Source organism: Streptomyces sp. NPDC007901 (assembly GCF_042959465.1).
Classification (GTDB): domain Bacteria; phylum Actinomycetota; class Actinomycetes; order Streptomycetales; family Streptomycetaceae; genus Streptomyces.
In genome coordinates this window covers 356,789-370,626 of the sequence record NZ_JBIBKW010000002.1, presented here as the reverse complement: position 1 = coordinate 370,626, position 13,838 = coordinate 356,789, and the positions used below count along the sequence as shown (strand labels likewise).

Genomic DNA, 13,838 nt, shown 5'->3' with positions numbered 1-13,838 from the left:
GGTCTGCCGACAATCGCAATCAATCCGTAACGTTCGACGCGCGGCCGAAAACCGGTCAAAGAGCCTCAATAAACGCCCACTTGGGGTTTCCTTGGCAATCTCATTCCCCTGGCATGAACGGTTCACCGAAAGAGTGACGTCCACCGCGTGATCGATTCACGGGCCGTTCCGCCGCCGGCCTCCTGGTGATCACGTGCGACCGACCACTCCATGCGACGAACCGCATAGCAGGGGGCAGTATGAGATCCAACCGTGCCAAGGTGCGGGCCAGCGTGAGCATGGCAGCGACACTGCCGATGATCGCCGGCGCGCTCGCGCTCGGCATACCCGCGGCGCACGCCGCGGACAACCCGGCCCGTGACACCCTCAAGGGCACCAAGCCCGCCTGGGCCACGGCCAAGGCGGACAAGGGCGCCACCAACAACAGCTCGCAGGTCAAGGCCCGGGTCTACCTGGCCGGCCAGGACGCCAAGGGCCTCGCGGCCTACGCGAAGGCGGTGTCCGACCCGAGCTCGCCGCTCTACGGCAAGTACCTCAGCGCCAAGCAGGTACAGGCCCGCTACGGCGCCACCAAGGCCCAGGTGAAGGCCGTCAAGTCCTGGCTGACCGCGTCCGGCCTGCAGGTCACCGAGGTCACCCCGCACTACATCGCCGTCTCCGGCGACGTGTCGGCCGCCGAGAAGGCGTTCGGCACCCAGCTGCACAACTACGCCAAGGGCTCGAAGACGTACCACGCCCCGGCGACGACGGCGACCGTGCCGGCCTCCGTCAGCGACGCCGTCCTGACCGTCACCGGCCTGGACAACGCGCCGCACAAGGCGACCCACGACGACACGCTGCCTCCCCCGGCCGGCGTGTTCAAGAACTCCGGGCCGTTCTCGTCGTACTACGGCTCGAACGTCGCGACCTCGCTGCCGAGCGCGTACGGCTCGAAGATCCCGTACGCCGTCCAGGGCTACACCGGCAAGCAGTTGCGGGCCGCCTACGGCGCCGGCTCCTACACCGGCAAGCACGTGCGCGTCGCGATCACCGACGCGTTCGCCTCGCCGACCATCGCCTACGACGCCGGCACCTACGCCAAGGCGCACGGCGACGCGGCCTGGAAGACCAGCCAGCTGCACCAGGTGCTGCCGGCGAACTACACCAACACCGGGGCCGACGAGTGCGACGCCTCCGGCTGGTACGGCGAGGAGACCCTCGACGTCGAGGCCGTGCACGCGGTCGCGCCGGACGCCGACGTCACCTACGTGGGCGCCGCGTCCTGCATGGACAACGACCTGCTGGACTCCCTCAGCAAGATCGTCGACAACCACCTCGCCGACATCGTCTCCAACTCCTGGGGCGACATCGAGGCCAACGAGACCCCGGACGTCCAGGCCGCCTACGACCAGGTCTTCCAGCTGGGCGCGGTGCAGGGCATCGGCTTCTACTTCTCCTCCGGCGACAACGGCGACGAGGTCGCCAACACCGGTACGAAGCAGGTCGACACCCCGGCCAACTCCGCCTGGGTGACCGCGGTCGGCGGCACGTCCCTGGCCGTCGGCAAGGGCGACAAGTACCTGTGGGAGACCGGCTGGGGCACCCAGAAGGCCTCGCTGGCGGCCGACGGCAAGAGCTGGACCAACTTCCCCGGCGCGTTCACCTCGGGCGCGGGCGGCGGCGTCAGCAAGACGGTCACCGAGCCGTACTACCAGAAGGGCGTCGTCCCGGACTCCCTCGCGAAGGCCAACAGCACCACCGGCAACCGCGTGGTCCCGGACATCTCGGCGATCGCCGACCCCAACACGGGCTTCAAGGTCGGTCAGACCCAGACCCAGGCGGACGGCACCGAGGCGTACAGCGAGTACCGCATCGGCGGCACCTCGCTGGCCGCGCCGGTGATCGCGGCGGTCCAGGCCCTCGCCCAGGAGGCGCGCGGCGGCAAGGCGATCGGCTTCGCCAACCCGCTGATCTACTCCAAGTACGGCACCAAGGCCTACCACGACGTCACGGACAACCCGACCGGCAAGGGTCTCGCGGTCGCGCGCGTCGACTTCGCCAACGGCTACGACGCCACCAACGGCCTGCTGACCTCGGTCCGCAGCCTCGGCAAGGACAGCTCGCTGTCCGCGGTGAAGGGCTACGACGACGTCACCGGCGTCGGCACCCCGGCGGGCGGCTACGTGGAGTCGTACCGCAACAAGCGCTGACGCGCTGAGCTGCTGATCCGCTGAGCGGAGGGGCGTGGGGTCCTGGTGACCTCACGCCCCTTTGTGTGACGCCGGGCGGAGGGCTGGATGCCCTGGCCCGGGAGTGACCGTTCGAGCCGTGTTCGAGCCGCGAGAGGGATCTACCCGGTCATGGAGGGGGCGAAGGGGGACAGGGCTGGGGCGAGTTGCATGCCGGGGGCCAGGCCGAGTGCGGTGAGGGCGTCGGGCAGGCCGTGCCCGGTGCGGGCCGCGTCCAGTGTTCCCGGTGCGGCCAGTGGGCGGCAGCTGGCGGCGATGATCTCGAACAGGTGCTGCACGCGGCCGGGTCCGCGAGGCAGCAGCTGGCCGTGGAAGTCCTCGTGGTGGGCCAGCACGAGCGCGGCCAGGCCCGCGATGTGGGCAGACGCGGTGCCGGTACCGTCGAGGGCGGTATAGCCGCCGCCCGGGGAGCAGGAGAGAACCGCAACGCCGGGGGCGGCCGCATTCACCCCGGGGCCGTGGCAGCTGAACGGCGCGGCGAACAGCCCTTCCGGGCTCAGCTGCGGCCCGATGTGGGCGGCGTGGGAGGTGTCGGGCGGATAGGTGCCGAAGGCTCCCAGAGCGCCCACGGCGAGGACGGTGGGCAGCGAGGCGGGGAAGGAGACCGGTCCGCCGCTGTCGCCTGCCGGAGCGATGCAGGCGATGCCCGCCGCGGTGGCATCGGCGAGTTTGCGGGAGACCAGCGCCGAGGGGTACGGGGTCGCCACCTGGATGTGGGCGATGTCGACCTCGTGCTCGATGCAGTCGTCCAGGGCGGCGATCAGGTCGCTGAAGTGGCCGTCGGGCATGACCTGGCAGACCTCGAGTTCGGCGTCGACGGCGATGCCGATAATGCCCTTGCCGGTGTCCGCCCCGGCGATGACGCCGGCCGCGTGGGTACCGGTGCCGACCGGGTCGTGGGCCCAGCCCTCCTTCGTGCCGCGCACGAAGTCGGCACCGGAGCGCACCCGTTGCTTCAGGTCGGGGTGGTCGACACTCACGCCCGTACCGATGACAGCGATCTTGATGCCGAAGCCGCGGAACGTGGGCGGCAGCCGGTCCAGCCGCATGGCCTGCTGGCCCCAGCCGTAACTCTGCCGCTGTTCCAGTTCCGGGTAGACCTTGGACAGCGGGGTGAGGGTGACGAGGTTGTCCTGGGTCCCCGACAGATCGGGGCGGGGGATCCAGAGGTCGGTGTAGCCGCCCGCGGGCCGGACGTACAGGGACTGGATGGATTCCACGGTCTCCGTCCCCAGGGCCAGGGTGGCCCTTCCGTCGGGGCCGGTGACGCCCTGGCTCGGCCATGTCGCCCCGATCAGGAACACCCCTGCACCGACCAGCGGTTCGCCGTCCGGGCCGCAGACGCGCACCGAGACCTCCACGGGCTCCTCCAGCGGCATGACCAGCCCCGGGTCGCACAACGGCAGCATCCCCGCGGTCGGCATGGCAACGGGTAGGGCTGCGGACAGCGGCAGATCCGGCTCGATGTGCACATGCAGCGACTGCATCGCCGGTACCTGGGCCTCGGCGGCCTCGACGACCACGAGTTCGGGGCAGGAGGGCTGCACGCCCGCCGACTGCAGCTTGTCCGAAGGGGTGAGTCTGCGGACCACCGTGACCTCGGGCATCCGCTCCAGATGGTCGCACACCGCGTCCATGCCGAGTTCGGGCACTCCCACGGGCAGAAGCTGCTGCGGCAGCGGGGTCACCATGTAGCGGGACCGGCGCGGCTGCACCGCGACCGATGACGGTCCGCCCTTCTTGCGTGGCCCCGGTTTCTCCTCGGGGCCCGGCCCGCCGGCCCCCGCGCCCTCGGATTCGCTCTGGCGGTTGCTCCGGGGCTTGCTTCCGGGCCTGTCCTTGACCATTACATCCACCTTAACCATGTCTGCGTAGGTTTTTTGGGCTTCTGTTGCGCATGACGAGCGGCCGGCGCCTTCCGCGGCTGTGCGGTGTGCCCGGGAATCGATCCCGGGCACACCGCACAGCGCGCTGCCTGCCTTATGTCAGCCGATGCCGAAGGGCTGACCCATCTGGCCGAAGCCGAAGCCGGGCTGCGGGTACTGCTGGCCAAACGGCTGCTGACCGAAGGGCTGCTGGCCGGACGGCTGCTGACCGAAGGGCTGCTGGCCGGACGGCTGCTGACCGAAGGGCTGCTGGCCGCCGCCCCACTGCTGCTGGCCCTGGTGGCTCTGCTGCCCCTGGTGGCTCTGCTGCAGCAGCGTCAGGATCGCGGTCGGCAGCGCCTGCTGCACGGACTGCTCCACGGCGCTGCGCACGCCCTGGACCAGCGTGGTGTGCAGCGCGACGGCCAGGTACGGGTGGGCGAGGTGGGCAATGCCCTGCTGCTGCAGCTGCTGCTGGACCTGCTGGATCTGCTGCAGCGTCTGCTGCATGCGCTGCGCGATCTGCTGGCTCGCCTGCTGGCAGGCCTGCTGGATGGACTGCTGGACGACCTGCGCGAGCTGCTGCTGCGGCCCGGCGATCTGCTGGCCGAACTGCTGCAGAGGCGGGGTACCGGTCATCACCGACATGGATGCTCCGTTCGATGTTACAGGAAGATCAACATATGGGATTTTGTTGACCTTTTCGGAATAATTCCGACATGTTGAAGCTACGGTGATGCCGGAGCGCCCCACAATCGGGCGAGCCACTCGGGGCGAGGAATCCCCCGATCGGCTCCGGCGACCGGCGAACCGGCCAGGGACGCGGCAGGATGAACTGCTGCTGAAGGCGGCGAACGACCCGTGCGGGCGGCACTCACTCACTGCCGGCGCCGGCGGCGGGGGTTTTGGGGACCCGAGAATTCCGCTCGACACTCCCGGCACATCACCAGGCATCACGGAGAGCGCGGATAGATTGGGCAAGGCCTTACAGCGATTCGCGGTAGGGCAGCGCCCGACCGGCCGAGCTCCCGCGGCCCTCGGGGTGAATGGGATATGGGGTAATTGGCAGCCCGACGGTTTCTGGTTCCGTTAGTTCAGGTTCGAGTCCTGGTATCCCAGCAAGCACGGACGCGCCGGTGATCTGCCGCCAGCGCGGTGGGGCGTGGGGTCCTGGTGACCTCACGCCCCCTTTGCGTTACTCCGACTTGAGGGAGTCGACGAAGGGGGTCCAGGCGGTGGCGGCGAGGAGGAGGGTGGGGCCGTGGGGGGCGGTTTTCGAGTCGCGGACGGGGACGAGGGCCGGGAAGCCGTCGGCGACCTCGACGCAGTTGCCACCGTCACCGTTGCTGTAGCTCGACTTACGCCAGCGGGCGGCGCCGGGGAAGTCGCTCGCGACCTCGACGCATTCACCGCCGTCACCGTTGCTGTAGCTGCTCTTGAACCAGAGCGCGTCACTCAAGTCGATCCGGCTGCTTGCCATTTCGGTATTCCCCTGCCGCCGCCTCGATCATGGCCAGGGACGCCTTCGGTGACAGTGCGACGGCCCTGAGCCGATCGTATGCCTTGCGGTACTGCTTCACGAGGGCCGGATCGTCGATGGTGTCCCCGCTGTAGGACGCCTCCGTGTAGACCAGCGGCGGCGCCTCGGGGAACGTCATGACCATGATGGAGGCCGCCATCAAGGGATACGCCCCGGTCTTCCGCGGGACGATCTGCGGAACGATCCGGCGGCGCCCGGCCAACTCCGCCACGCGGTTGAGCTGTTCGGCCATCTCCCGCGGCGGCAGGATCGCGTCCGTGAGCAGCGACTCGTGGAGAATCGCCCAGTACTCCGGGGTGGAGTGGTCCTCGTCGAAGAGGCGGGCACGGGCGAGACGGGCCTGGACCTTCTCCTCGACCCACTCGTCGACCGCAGCCGGGTGGGCCGACCGGACCAGGGCCCGCGCATACGAAGCGGTCTGAAGCAACCCCGGAAAGGTGCTGGGGCACCACTCCTCGATGGACTCGGCGTGCCTCTCCGCCTCCAGGACCTTCTCGAAGTACGCCGCATGCGGGCCCCTCCGCGCCCTCCGCACATCCTCGCAATGCCGCTCGAAGTACCCGTCCGTCCCCAGCACCCGATCCACATGCCGGGCCAGTTCCACGGGCATCCTCCGCTCGCCGCGCTCGATGTCACTCAGGTGGGACTTGCCGTAGAAGCTGCCCTCGACCAGCTTCTCCAGGGAGAGCCCGGCCGCCTCCCGCTTCCACCGCAACTCCTTGCCGTAGAAGCCGGGGACGCTCGAGGAGCCGTCGATGTCTTTGCGTCGGGCCACGCACTCACCGCCGTAACTCATGGGGCCGTTTCCGCACTTCGCGTCGCGGACGCGAATGCACTTCCACGGTAGCGAGCCGGACGACAGTCTGTGAGGACTTCGTCACACACCGCACAGAAGGCGGCCCGCCCTCATGCCCGACCACTCCCCCACCGCCTACGACGTCACCCTCTGCGTCGAGGACCTCCGCACCGCCCTCGCCGAGCACGGCATCACGCTGCCGTCCCTCCGCGTCGATCTGCCGAGCTTCGTGGGCACGTACGGCCCGCCCGCCGGCCTCGTCGCGCTCGGGAACTGCAACACGGCCACGGCACGGGCCCTTGCCTCCGCGCTCAGGAGGACGGCAGCAGAGCGATGACCCACCTGGAACTCCATCTGACGGCCACACCGAAGGCCGCACCGGAGCTACGCCACCACCTCCGCGACCACACCTTCGAGGTCCGGCTGTGCGCGACGGAGTTGCTGACGAACGTGATCGAGCACGTGGGTGAGGGAACTCCGGTGACCGTCAGTGTCATGGGCGCGGACGATCACGGCCGTGCCCGGATCGAGGTGACCGACCCCGATCCACGGACGCAGCCCACCCTGCTCCCCGCCACGGAGACGCAGGAGTCGGGCCGCGGCCTGGCCGTGATCGACGCGCTGGCCGATCGCTGGGGCGTGGACCAGGGCCCGGACCGCAAGACGGTCTGGTGCGAACTGCGCGAGAACCCGGGCGGAGACCCGGCCGACGGCGGCGCCGTCTCAGGCGTGGCCCCTGCGGTTCATGCGATGCATGGCACTCGCGGTGGACACGATCGCCGCCAACGCCGTCCCGGCGATCGAGATGCGGATGGTCAACGCGTCGGGGAGGTGGTGATGCCAGACCCAGTGGATTCCGTCGGCCACGGTGACCCCCGCCAGGCAAGCGGCCCAGATCGACAGGGCTTTGGAGGCGAACAATCGGAGACGCCTGTCGGCGGCCATGGCGGCACGATGAAGCCACGCTCCTGACCTGGCCAGAGGACCCCCCCTGTCCACGGTGCGGACACGCGGTTGTGAGGGTTCCGGGAAGGAAGCGGGGCCCTGCTTGCCGTCGGTGGGGGCGGCATGGAGTATCGGCCGCAACTGCCGTTGCTCCGGGGGGAGTTGTCGTGCCGATCCTGTTCGCTCTGTTGGTGTCCGCCGGGGTGGCCGTGTTGCTGATGCTCTTGGTGCAGCGCCGGGAGCAGCACCGGGAGACGTTGCGGGCCGCCGTGTTGCGGACGCAGGTGGAGCTGCTCAGAGCCGCCGCGGCCGACCCGGAGCTGGCCCGGGCCGCGGCCGGGCCGCAGTTCGGCGACTCGGAGGGCGAGGAGGCCCGTCGGCACCTGTTCTTCGAGGCGCAGGTGACCGCCTGGGAGCTGCAGTGGCGCATCGGCGCCCTGTCCCGGCACCAGCTCCACGCGCATGCCTCGGCGCTGCTGGCCGGCGAGGAGGGGCGCCGGTACTGGGAACGGGCCCGTGCCAACCGGGCCGGCCTGACCGGCGACGACGACAAGCTGCGGGCCTTCACCAAGGTCTTCGACGAGGCCCGGCAGACGCTGCGGCACGCCGACGCGAGCTGATCCGACGCGGACGGGGCCGACGGTCAGTCGGCCTTCTTCTGTGCGGCCTTGAGGATCTGGTCGACGTCGAGGGTGACCTGGGCACCGATCGACGCGGGCAGCGCGGCGGTCTCGCCGGGCGAGTACGGGCGGTGGTGCTCGTACTGCTCGCCGCTGGGATCGGTGAGCACGTGGACGCGCTGGTGCCTGCGGTCGACGATGACGTAGACCGGAACCTTGGCCTGGGCGTACGCGACGGCCTTGGTCTTCAGGTCGTCCTTCCAGTTGCTGGAGGTGACCTCCAGGACGAGACGGAAGCAGACCGGGTCGTAGGCGTTGTTCTCCACGATGTGATCGCGAATGTCGGCGTCCACGATCGCGAGGTCGGGGATGGCGTAGTCCTCGGCTCCGGTGGGCAGCCAGAGGCCGACGTTCTGGGCGACCTTGGTTTCCGCTCCGTGCAGACCTGCGGCGATAAACGGGATCATTAGGTCGGTCAGGGCGAATGCGTGATCGACATCCGGTGGTGGGGTCACGAGGAGGTGGCCTCCGATGATCTCGACGCGGTAGCCCGGATGCCGTTCCATGATCTCGTCGGCGATGGCCGTGAGCGAGAACGGCTCGTCGTCGAAGGGCTGCTCGATGGCTGCGGCGGACATCGCGTGCCTCCCAGGGGCTGGTGTCGAGAGCATCATCGTAGGCAGATCCAATCGTCGGCGGCCCGTCTGAACGGCTTCACCCGAAGGTGAACATCGCGCCTGCGCCTCGACGGCCGGGGCGCATGGGCGACCCGGCCGGGATGCGGCTGGTCAGGAGGAGTGCGCCGGCTCCGCGGCCTCCGGAACATGCGAGGCGATCACGCGCTCGCGGCCCACGGCCGGAATCGCCTGGCGGCGGTCCACCGCGAACGCCACGCTCGCGACGCCCAGGCCGAGGACCGCGAGGGCCGCGCCCGCCAGGGCCGGGGAGGTGGCGCCGAAGCCCGCGGCGAGGGCGACGCCGCCGATCCAGGCGCCGCCGGCGTTGGCGAGGTTGAAGGCGGCCTGGTTGGCGGAGGAGGCGAGGGAGGGGCCGGCGGCGGCGCGTTCCATGACCATGAGCTGGAGCGGCGAGCCGGTGATGAACGCCGCGACGCCCAGCAACACCACCGCCAGGGCCGCGCTCCACTCCGCCCGCATCAGGACCGGGAAGAGGAGCAGGACGGCGACCATGGACGCGAGGCCGCCGAAGAGCGTGCCGCGCATCGCGTGGTCGGCGAGGCGGCCACCGACGAGGTTGCCGATGGTGGCGCCGACGCCGAAGAGGGCGAGGAGCAGGGTGACGCTGCCTTCGGCGTAACCGGCGGAGTGCGTCAGCATCGGCGTGATGTAGCTGTAGGCGGAGAAGAGGGCGCCGAAGCCGACCACGGTCGTGGCGAGGGCCAGCCAGACCGGCAGGGAGCGCAGGGCGGTGAGTTCGCCGCGCAGGCCGGAGGCCGGGGCCGGGGTGTGCGTGGGGTGGATCAGGAAGTACACCGCGGCCATCGCCGCGACGCCGATCAGGCTCACGCCGAGGAAGGTGGCCCGCCAGCCGAGGTGCTGGCCCATGAGGGTGGCGACCGGGACGCCCGCGATGTTGGCGACCGTCAGGCCCATGAACATCAGGGAGACCGAGCGGGCCTTGCGCTCCGGGGCCACCAGGTTGGTGGCGACGACCGCGCCGACGCCGAAGAACGCGCCGTGCGGGAGGCCGCTGAGGAAGCGGGCGGCGAGCAGGGAGTCGTAGCCGGGGGCCAGCGCCGAGAGCGCGTTGCCGGCCACGAACAGGGCCATCAGGGAGATGAGGACCGTGCGGCGGGGCAGGCGCGCGGTGAGCGCGGCCAGGAGCGGGGCGCCTATGACGACGCCCAGCGCGTACGCCGAGACCAGGTGGCCGGCGGTGGGGATCGAGATGTGCAGGTCGTCGGCGACGTCGGGCAGCAGCCCCATCATCACGAATTCGGTGGTGCCGAGACCAAAAGCGCCGACGGCCAGGGCGAGCAGGGCCAGGGGCATGAAGGGCTTTGCCTTTCGGGGAGCAGGGTTCCGTGCGTTCTAAGTTCAGCTACGGAACAAAGTGTTCCAGCTCCAGTATTCCGACAGGTTACGGCGCAGTGTCCGATTGTCCTTACAAGGGCGAAGATGCCTCGCTGACCAGCGAGTTTTACGAACCCGATGTGGTCAGGTTCACACGTGCGGCGATCGGCAGGTGATCGCTGCCGGTCCGCGGCAGGGTCCAGGAGCTCTCCGGCTCCACGCCCCTGACCATGATCTGGTCGATCCGGGCCATCGGGAACGAGGCCGGCCAGCTGAACCCGAACCCGCTGCCCGCCGCGCCCTGCGTGGAACGCAGCTGCGAGGTGACGGCGTTGAGGGAGCGGTCGTTCATGGTGCCGTTGAGGTCGCCGAGGAGGATCACCCGCGGCAGGCTCTCGTCGGCGATGGCCTCGCCCAGCGCGTCCGCGCTCTTGTCGCGCTGCCGGGCGGTGAACCCGGCGTTCATCTTCACGCGGACGGAGGGGAGGTGGGCGACGTACACGGCGAGCGGGCCGTCCGGCGTGGCGACCGTGGCGCGCATGGCCCGTACCCAGCCCAGTTTGATGTCGACGGCCTTCACCCCGGTGAGCCGGTACTTGCTCCACAGCCCGACGGTGCCCTCGACCGCGTGGTACTTGTACGTCGGCGCCAGCGCCTTCTCGTACGTCGGTACGGCCGACGCCTTCAGTTCCTCCAGCGCCACCACGTCGGCCCCGGAGGCGGCGAGGCTCGTCGCCGTACCGGCCGGGTCGGGGTTCTCGGCGTTGACGTTGTGCGTGGCCACCGCGAAGTCGCCGCCGGTGCCGGCCTTGTCGGTGAGCAGTCCGCCGAACATGTTCAGCCAGACGATGAACGGGAGCAGCACGGCGATCAGCGCGGTCGCCGACTTGCGCACCACGCCGATCAGGAAGAGCACCGGGATCAGCAGGCCCAGCCACGGCAGGAACGTCTCGGTGAGACTGCCGAGGTTGCCGACGGCGTTGGGGATGCGGGAGTGCAGCAGCAGCACACCGGCCAGCAGCAGCGCCACCGCGCCGGTGACGATGCCCCGGCGCCAGATCCGCGGATCGTCGCGCCAGCCGGACAGCAAGCGGTTCACCAGGCGCCGGAACCGGTCTCCTCGACGCTCGGGTCCCGAGCCGCCGTTGTCCGTCTCCGTCATGTACGCCTGCTGCGCCATACCGTCTGCCTCACAACCTGCCGTGCACACCGTCGTCCCCCGGGATACGACCCTAGGGGATGATCGGCTCCGTTCCCGCCGTCACATGACGGCCGTACGGAAGACGAGGACGAACAAGCCGACGGTCGGGGTTCCGGTTGTCGGCGGGTCGGCGTGCACTGTGACGAAACGCGCACACTCCCGCTCACGGCTGCGCCGGTGCCTCCGGTGTGCTGACGGCCGTACCGGCGGGCGGGCTGACGGGCCGTAGGCCGGCCAGCACCTCGTCGACGATCTGCTCGGCCAGGCCCTCGGGAAGTTCCGCGTCCGGGCGCAGGACGGCCCTGAGCAGCATCGGGCCGGTGAACATGTCGTTGGCCAGGTCGATGTCGATGTCGGCGCGGAGTTCGCCGTTGCGCTGGCCGCGGATCAGCACCTGCCGGCCGAGTTCGCGCCGGGGGTTCACCACGTTGGTGTGGTAGGCCTTCCAGATCCGGGGGCTGCTCTTCATCTGGGCGTACACGTTGTGCAGGATCGCCGACGAACGGTTCATCAGCCCGCGCTGCCGCAGCGATTCGAGCAGGACGACGAGGTCGTCGCGCATGGAGGTGCCGGGGAGTTCGGGGTCGGTGGGCTCGGCGGCGCGCATCACGTCGACGAAGAGCTCGTCCTTGCCGTTCCAGCGGCGGTAGATGGTGGCCTTGCCGACGCCGGCGGTCCGCGCGATCCGCTCGATGGACAGCTCGGCGAGCGGAACGCCGTCCTCCAGGAGCTTCATCACCCCCTCCAGGATGGCGATTTCCACCGCCTCGCTGCGGGGGCGGCCCCTGGCCGGACCCACGGACCGCGGGCCGCTGTCGGCAAGCGTCACGTCATACCGTCCTCTCACTGGCTGCGGGCAATTCTCCCGCAGCCGAAGCCTCCCCCCGTCGGTCCCCACGTCTCCTCGCGGCGGTTCACTCCGCCGCGACGACCAACTCCTGCTCCCGCTCGCCCTGCTGACCGGCCGGCGGCCTGCCCGGCAGGAAGAGGGCCACGACCACGGCGCCGATCAGCGCGACGCCCGCGCCGCACAGGGCGGTGAGGTGCATGGCGTGCAGGAAGGCGTCGTTGGCGGGCGTGACCAGGGCCTTGCCCTGCGCCCCGAGCTTGCTCGCGACACCGAGGGTGGCCTCGATGGACTCGCCGGCGGTGTCGCGCAGCCCGGGCGGCAGCGCGCCGAGCTTGCCCTCGATGCCGTTGCGGTACGACGTGGAGAGCACCGAGCCGAGCACGGCGATGCCGAGGGCGCCGCCGACCTGGCGGAAGGTGTTGCTGAGCGCGGAGGCGGAGCCGGCCTTCTCCCGGGGCAGCGCCTGCATGATGACGACCGAGGTCGGCGTCATGATGTGCGCCATGCCGAGGCCCATCAGGAAGAAGACGACCTCCAGGATCCAGATCGGCGTGTCGGCCTCGAAGGTGGCGAAGGCGCCCAGAGTGGCGGCGATCAGCACCAGACCGCCCGCGGTGGTGGCCTTGTTGCCGATCCGCTCCACCACGAGGCGGGCCCGCGGCGCGAAGATCATCTGGGCGGCGGCCAGCGGGAGCAGCAGCAGACCGGACTGCAGCGGCGAGTAGCCGCGCACGCTCTGGGTGTAGAAGACGGAGAAGAAGGTCACGCCCATCAGCGCGAAGAAGACCAGCGCGATGGCGGCCATGGCGGCCGAGAAGACCTTGTTCTTGAAGTAGGTGACGTCCAGGGACGGGTGGTCGCTGCGCATCTCGAAGATCACGAAGCCGGCGAGCACCACGACGCCGGCGGCGATGGTGGCGAGCACCTTGGCGTCGGTGAAGTCGGCGAGCTCGCCGCCCTTGATGATGCCGTAGACGAGCAGCACCAGGCCGACGACGGAGAGCACCACGCCGACGGGATCGAGGCGGCCCGGGCGCGGGTCGCGCGAGTCGGGCACCAGCCAGATCATCAGAGCCAGGGCGATGATCACGATCGGGACGTTGATGAGGAAGACCGAGCCCCACCAGAAGTGGTCGAGCAGCACACCGCCGGTGATCGGGCCGATGGCGATGGCGAGGCCGACACCGCCGGCCCAGATGCCGATGGCCTTGGGCTGCTCCTGCCGCTCGAAGACGTTCATCAGGACAGCGAGGGTGGCGGGCATCACGAAGGCGGCGCCGAGGGCCATCAGCGCGCGGTAGCCGATCAGCTGGCCGGCCGAGCCGGACTCCGCGGCCAGCGCGGACCCGATGCCGAACACGACGAGGCCGCCGATCAGCACCTTCTTGCGGCCGAGCCGGTCGCCGACGAGGCCGGCGGTGAACAGCAGGCCCGCGAAGACCAGGGTGTAGGCGTTGATCGCCCACTCCAGCTGGCTCTGCGTGGCACCGAGGCCGGTCGGTGCCGGGGTGGAGATGGTCTTGACGGCGACGTTCAGGATCGAGTTGTCGAGCACCACGATCAGCAAGCTCAGCATGAGCACGCCGAGGATGGCCCAGCGGCGGCGGTGCACCGCCTCGGGTATCCGGGGGCCCGGTGGAGCGTGGTCGGCAGGAGTTGTCATGACGACGAGCCTAAGCCCATTTCAATACGGCACCGTCTCGTATCTGAATTACTTTACCCAGGCCTTACACAACGCGACAGGACGGCGCCACCGTGGC

The 13,838-nt window shown here is 69.9% G+C and carries 13 protein-coding genes and 1 tRNA gene; 5 read left to right on the top strand and 9 right to left on the bottom strand.

The annotated features are described in order from the left end of the window. Nucleotides 1–239 precede the first annotated feature (239 nt). Nucleotides 240–2,189, top strand: coding sequence for a protease pro-enzyme activation domain-containing protein (locus ACFZDK_RS07450; protein ID WP_390970691.1), 1,950 nt, complete (start codon nucleotides 240–242; stop codon nucleotides 2,187–2,189). A gap of 140 nt (nucleotides 2,190–2,329) precedes the next feature. Here ACFZDK_RS07450 and ACFZDK_RS07445 read toward each other — a convergent pair whose 3' ends face one another. Further along, complete coding sequence (locus ACFZDK_RS07445; RefSeq protein WP_390970689.1) at nucleotides 2,330–4,075, bottom strand: S8 family serine peptidase; 1,746 nt, start codon at nucleotides 4,073–4,075, stop codon at nucleotides 2,330–2,332. Between the two features lie 138 nt (nucleotides 4,076–4,213). Then, entirely contained in the window at nucleotides 4,214–4,732 is a 519-nt protein-coding gene (locus ACFZDK_RS07440; RefSeq protein ID WP_390970687.1) for a hypothetical protein, read from the bottom strand. 408 nt (nucleotides 4,733–5,140) lie between these two features. Here ACFZDK_RS07440 and ACFZDK_RS07435 point away from each other — a divergent pair. Beyond that, nucleotides 5,141–5,212 (top strand) — tRNA-Gln (locus ACFZDK_RS07435). 76 nt (nucleotides 5,213–5,288) lie between these two features. Here ACFZDK_RS07435 and ACFZDK_RS07430 read toward each other — a convergent pair. Beyond that, nucleotides 5,289–5,573 carry a DUF397 domain-containing protein gene (locus tag ACFZDK_RS07430; protein ID WP_390970685.1) on the bottom strand — a complete coding sequence of 95 codons (285 nt, stop codon included), beginning with the start codon at nucleotides 5,571–5,573 and terminating at the stop codon, nucleotides 5,289–5,291. After that, complete coding sequence (locus tag ACFZDK_RS07425) at nucleotides 5,545–6,408, bottom strand: Scr1 family TA system antitoxin-like transcriptional regulator (protein WP_390970683.1); 864 nt, start codon at nucleotides 6,406–6,408, stop codon at nucleotides 5,545–5,547. The genes ACFZDK_RS07430 and ACFZDK_RS07425 overlap by 29 nt, the downstream gene beginning before the upstream one ends. Before the next feature lie 133 nt (nucleotides 6,409–6,541). On the opposite strand from ACFZDK_RS07425, the gene ACFZDK_RS07420 reads away from it, so the two are divergent. The 3 genes from ACFZDK_RS07420 to ACFZDK_RS07410 all read left to right on the top strand — a co-directional run bounded on the left by ACFZDK_RS07420 (nucleotide 6,542) and on the right by ACFZDK_RS07410 (nucleotide 7,994). After that, nucleotides 6,542–6,766 (top strand): hypothetical protein, encoded by a 225-nt coding sequence (locus tag ACFZDK_RS07420; RefSeq protein WP_390970681.1) that lies wholly within the window; start codon nucleotides 6,542–6,544, stop codon nucleotides 6,764–6,766. After that, nucleotides 6,763–7,401, top strand: a complete 639-nt coding sequence (locus tag ACFZDK_RS07415) for an ATP-binding protein (protein ID WP_390970679.1) — start codon at nucleotides 6,763–6,765, stop codon at nucleotides 7,399–7,401. The genes ACFZDK_RS07420 and ACFZDK_RS07415 overlap by 4 nt, the downstream gene beginning before the upstream one ends. A gap of 140 nt (nucleotides 7,402–7,541) precedes the next feature. Further along, nucleotides 7,542–7,994: a DUF6082 family protein gene (locus tag ACFZDK_RS07410; RefSeq protein ID WP_390970677.1), complete on the top strand. Its 453-nt coding sequence runs from the start codon at nucleotides 7,542–7,544 to the stop codon at nucleotides 7,992–7,994. A gap of 23 nt (nucleotides 7,995–8,017) precedes the next feature. Here the strand turns inward: ACFZDK_RS07410 and ACFZDK_RS07405 are convergent, their stop codons facing one another. From ACFZDK_RS07405 to ACFZDK_RS07385, 5 genes are all read right to left on the bottom strand, one after another. Beyond that, nucleotides 8,018–8,632: a Uma2 family endonuclease gene (locus ACFZDK_RS07405; RefSeq protein WP_390970675.1), complete on the bottom strand. Its 615-nt coding sequence runs from the start codon at nucleotides 8,630–8,632 to the stop codon at nucleotides 8,018–8,020. A 150-nt stretch (nucleotides 8,633–8,782) separates the two neighbouring features. Continuing rightward, complete coding sequence (locus tag ACFZDK_RS07400) at nucleotides 8,783–10,006, bottom strand: MFS transporter (protein ID WP_390970673.1); 1,224 nt, start codon at nucleotides 10,004–10,006, stop codon at nucleotides 8,783–8,785. 148 nt (nucleotides 10,007–10,154) lie between these two features. Beyond that, nucleotides 10,155–11,207, bottom strand: coding sequence for an endonuclease/exonuclease/phosphatase family protein (locus ACFZDK_RS07395; RefSeq protein WP_390970671.1), 1,053 nt, complete (start codon nucleotides 11,205–11,207; stop codon nucleotides 10,155–10,157). Nucleotides 11,208–11,391: 184 nt separating this feature from the next. Continuing rightward, the gene (locus ACFZDK_RS07390; protein ID WP_390970669.1) at nucleotides 11,392–12,057 is read right to left on the bottom strand and encodes a TetR/AcrR family transcriptional regulator C-terminal ligand-binding domain-containing protein; all 666 of its coding nucleotides are present in this window, start codon (nucleotides 12,055–12,057) and stop codon (nucleotides 11,392–11,394) included. Nucleotides 12,058–12,142: 85 nt separating this feature from the next. Beyond that, the gene (locus ACFZDK_RS07385; RefSeq protein ID WP_390970667.1) at nucleotides 12,143–13,741 is read right to left on the bottom strand and encodes a DHA2 family efflux MFS transporter permease subunit; all 1,599 of its coding nucleotides are present in this window, start codon (nucleotides 13,739–13,741) and stop codon (nucleotides 12,143–12,145) included. Nucleotides 13,742–13,838 lie beyond the last annotated feature (97 nt).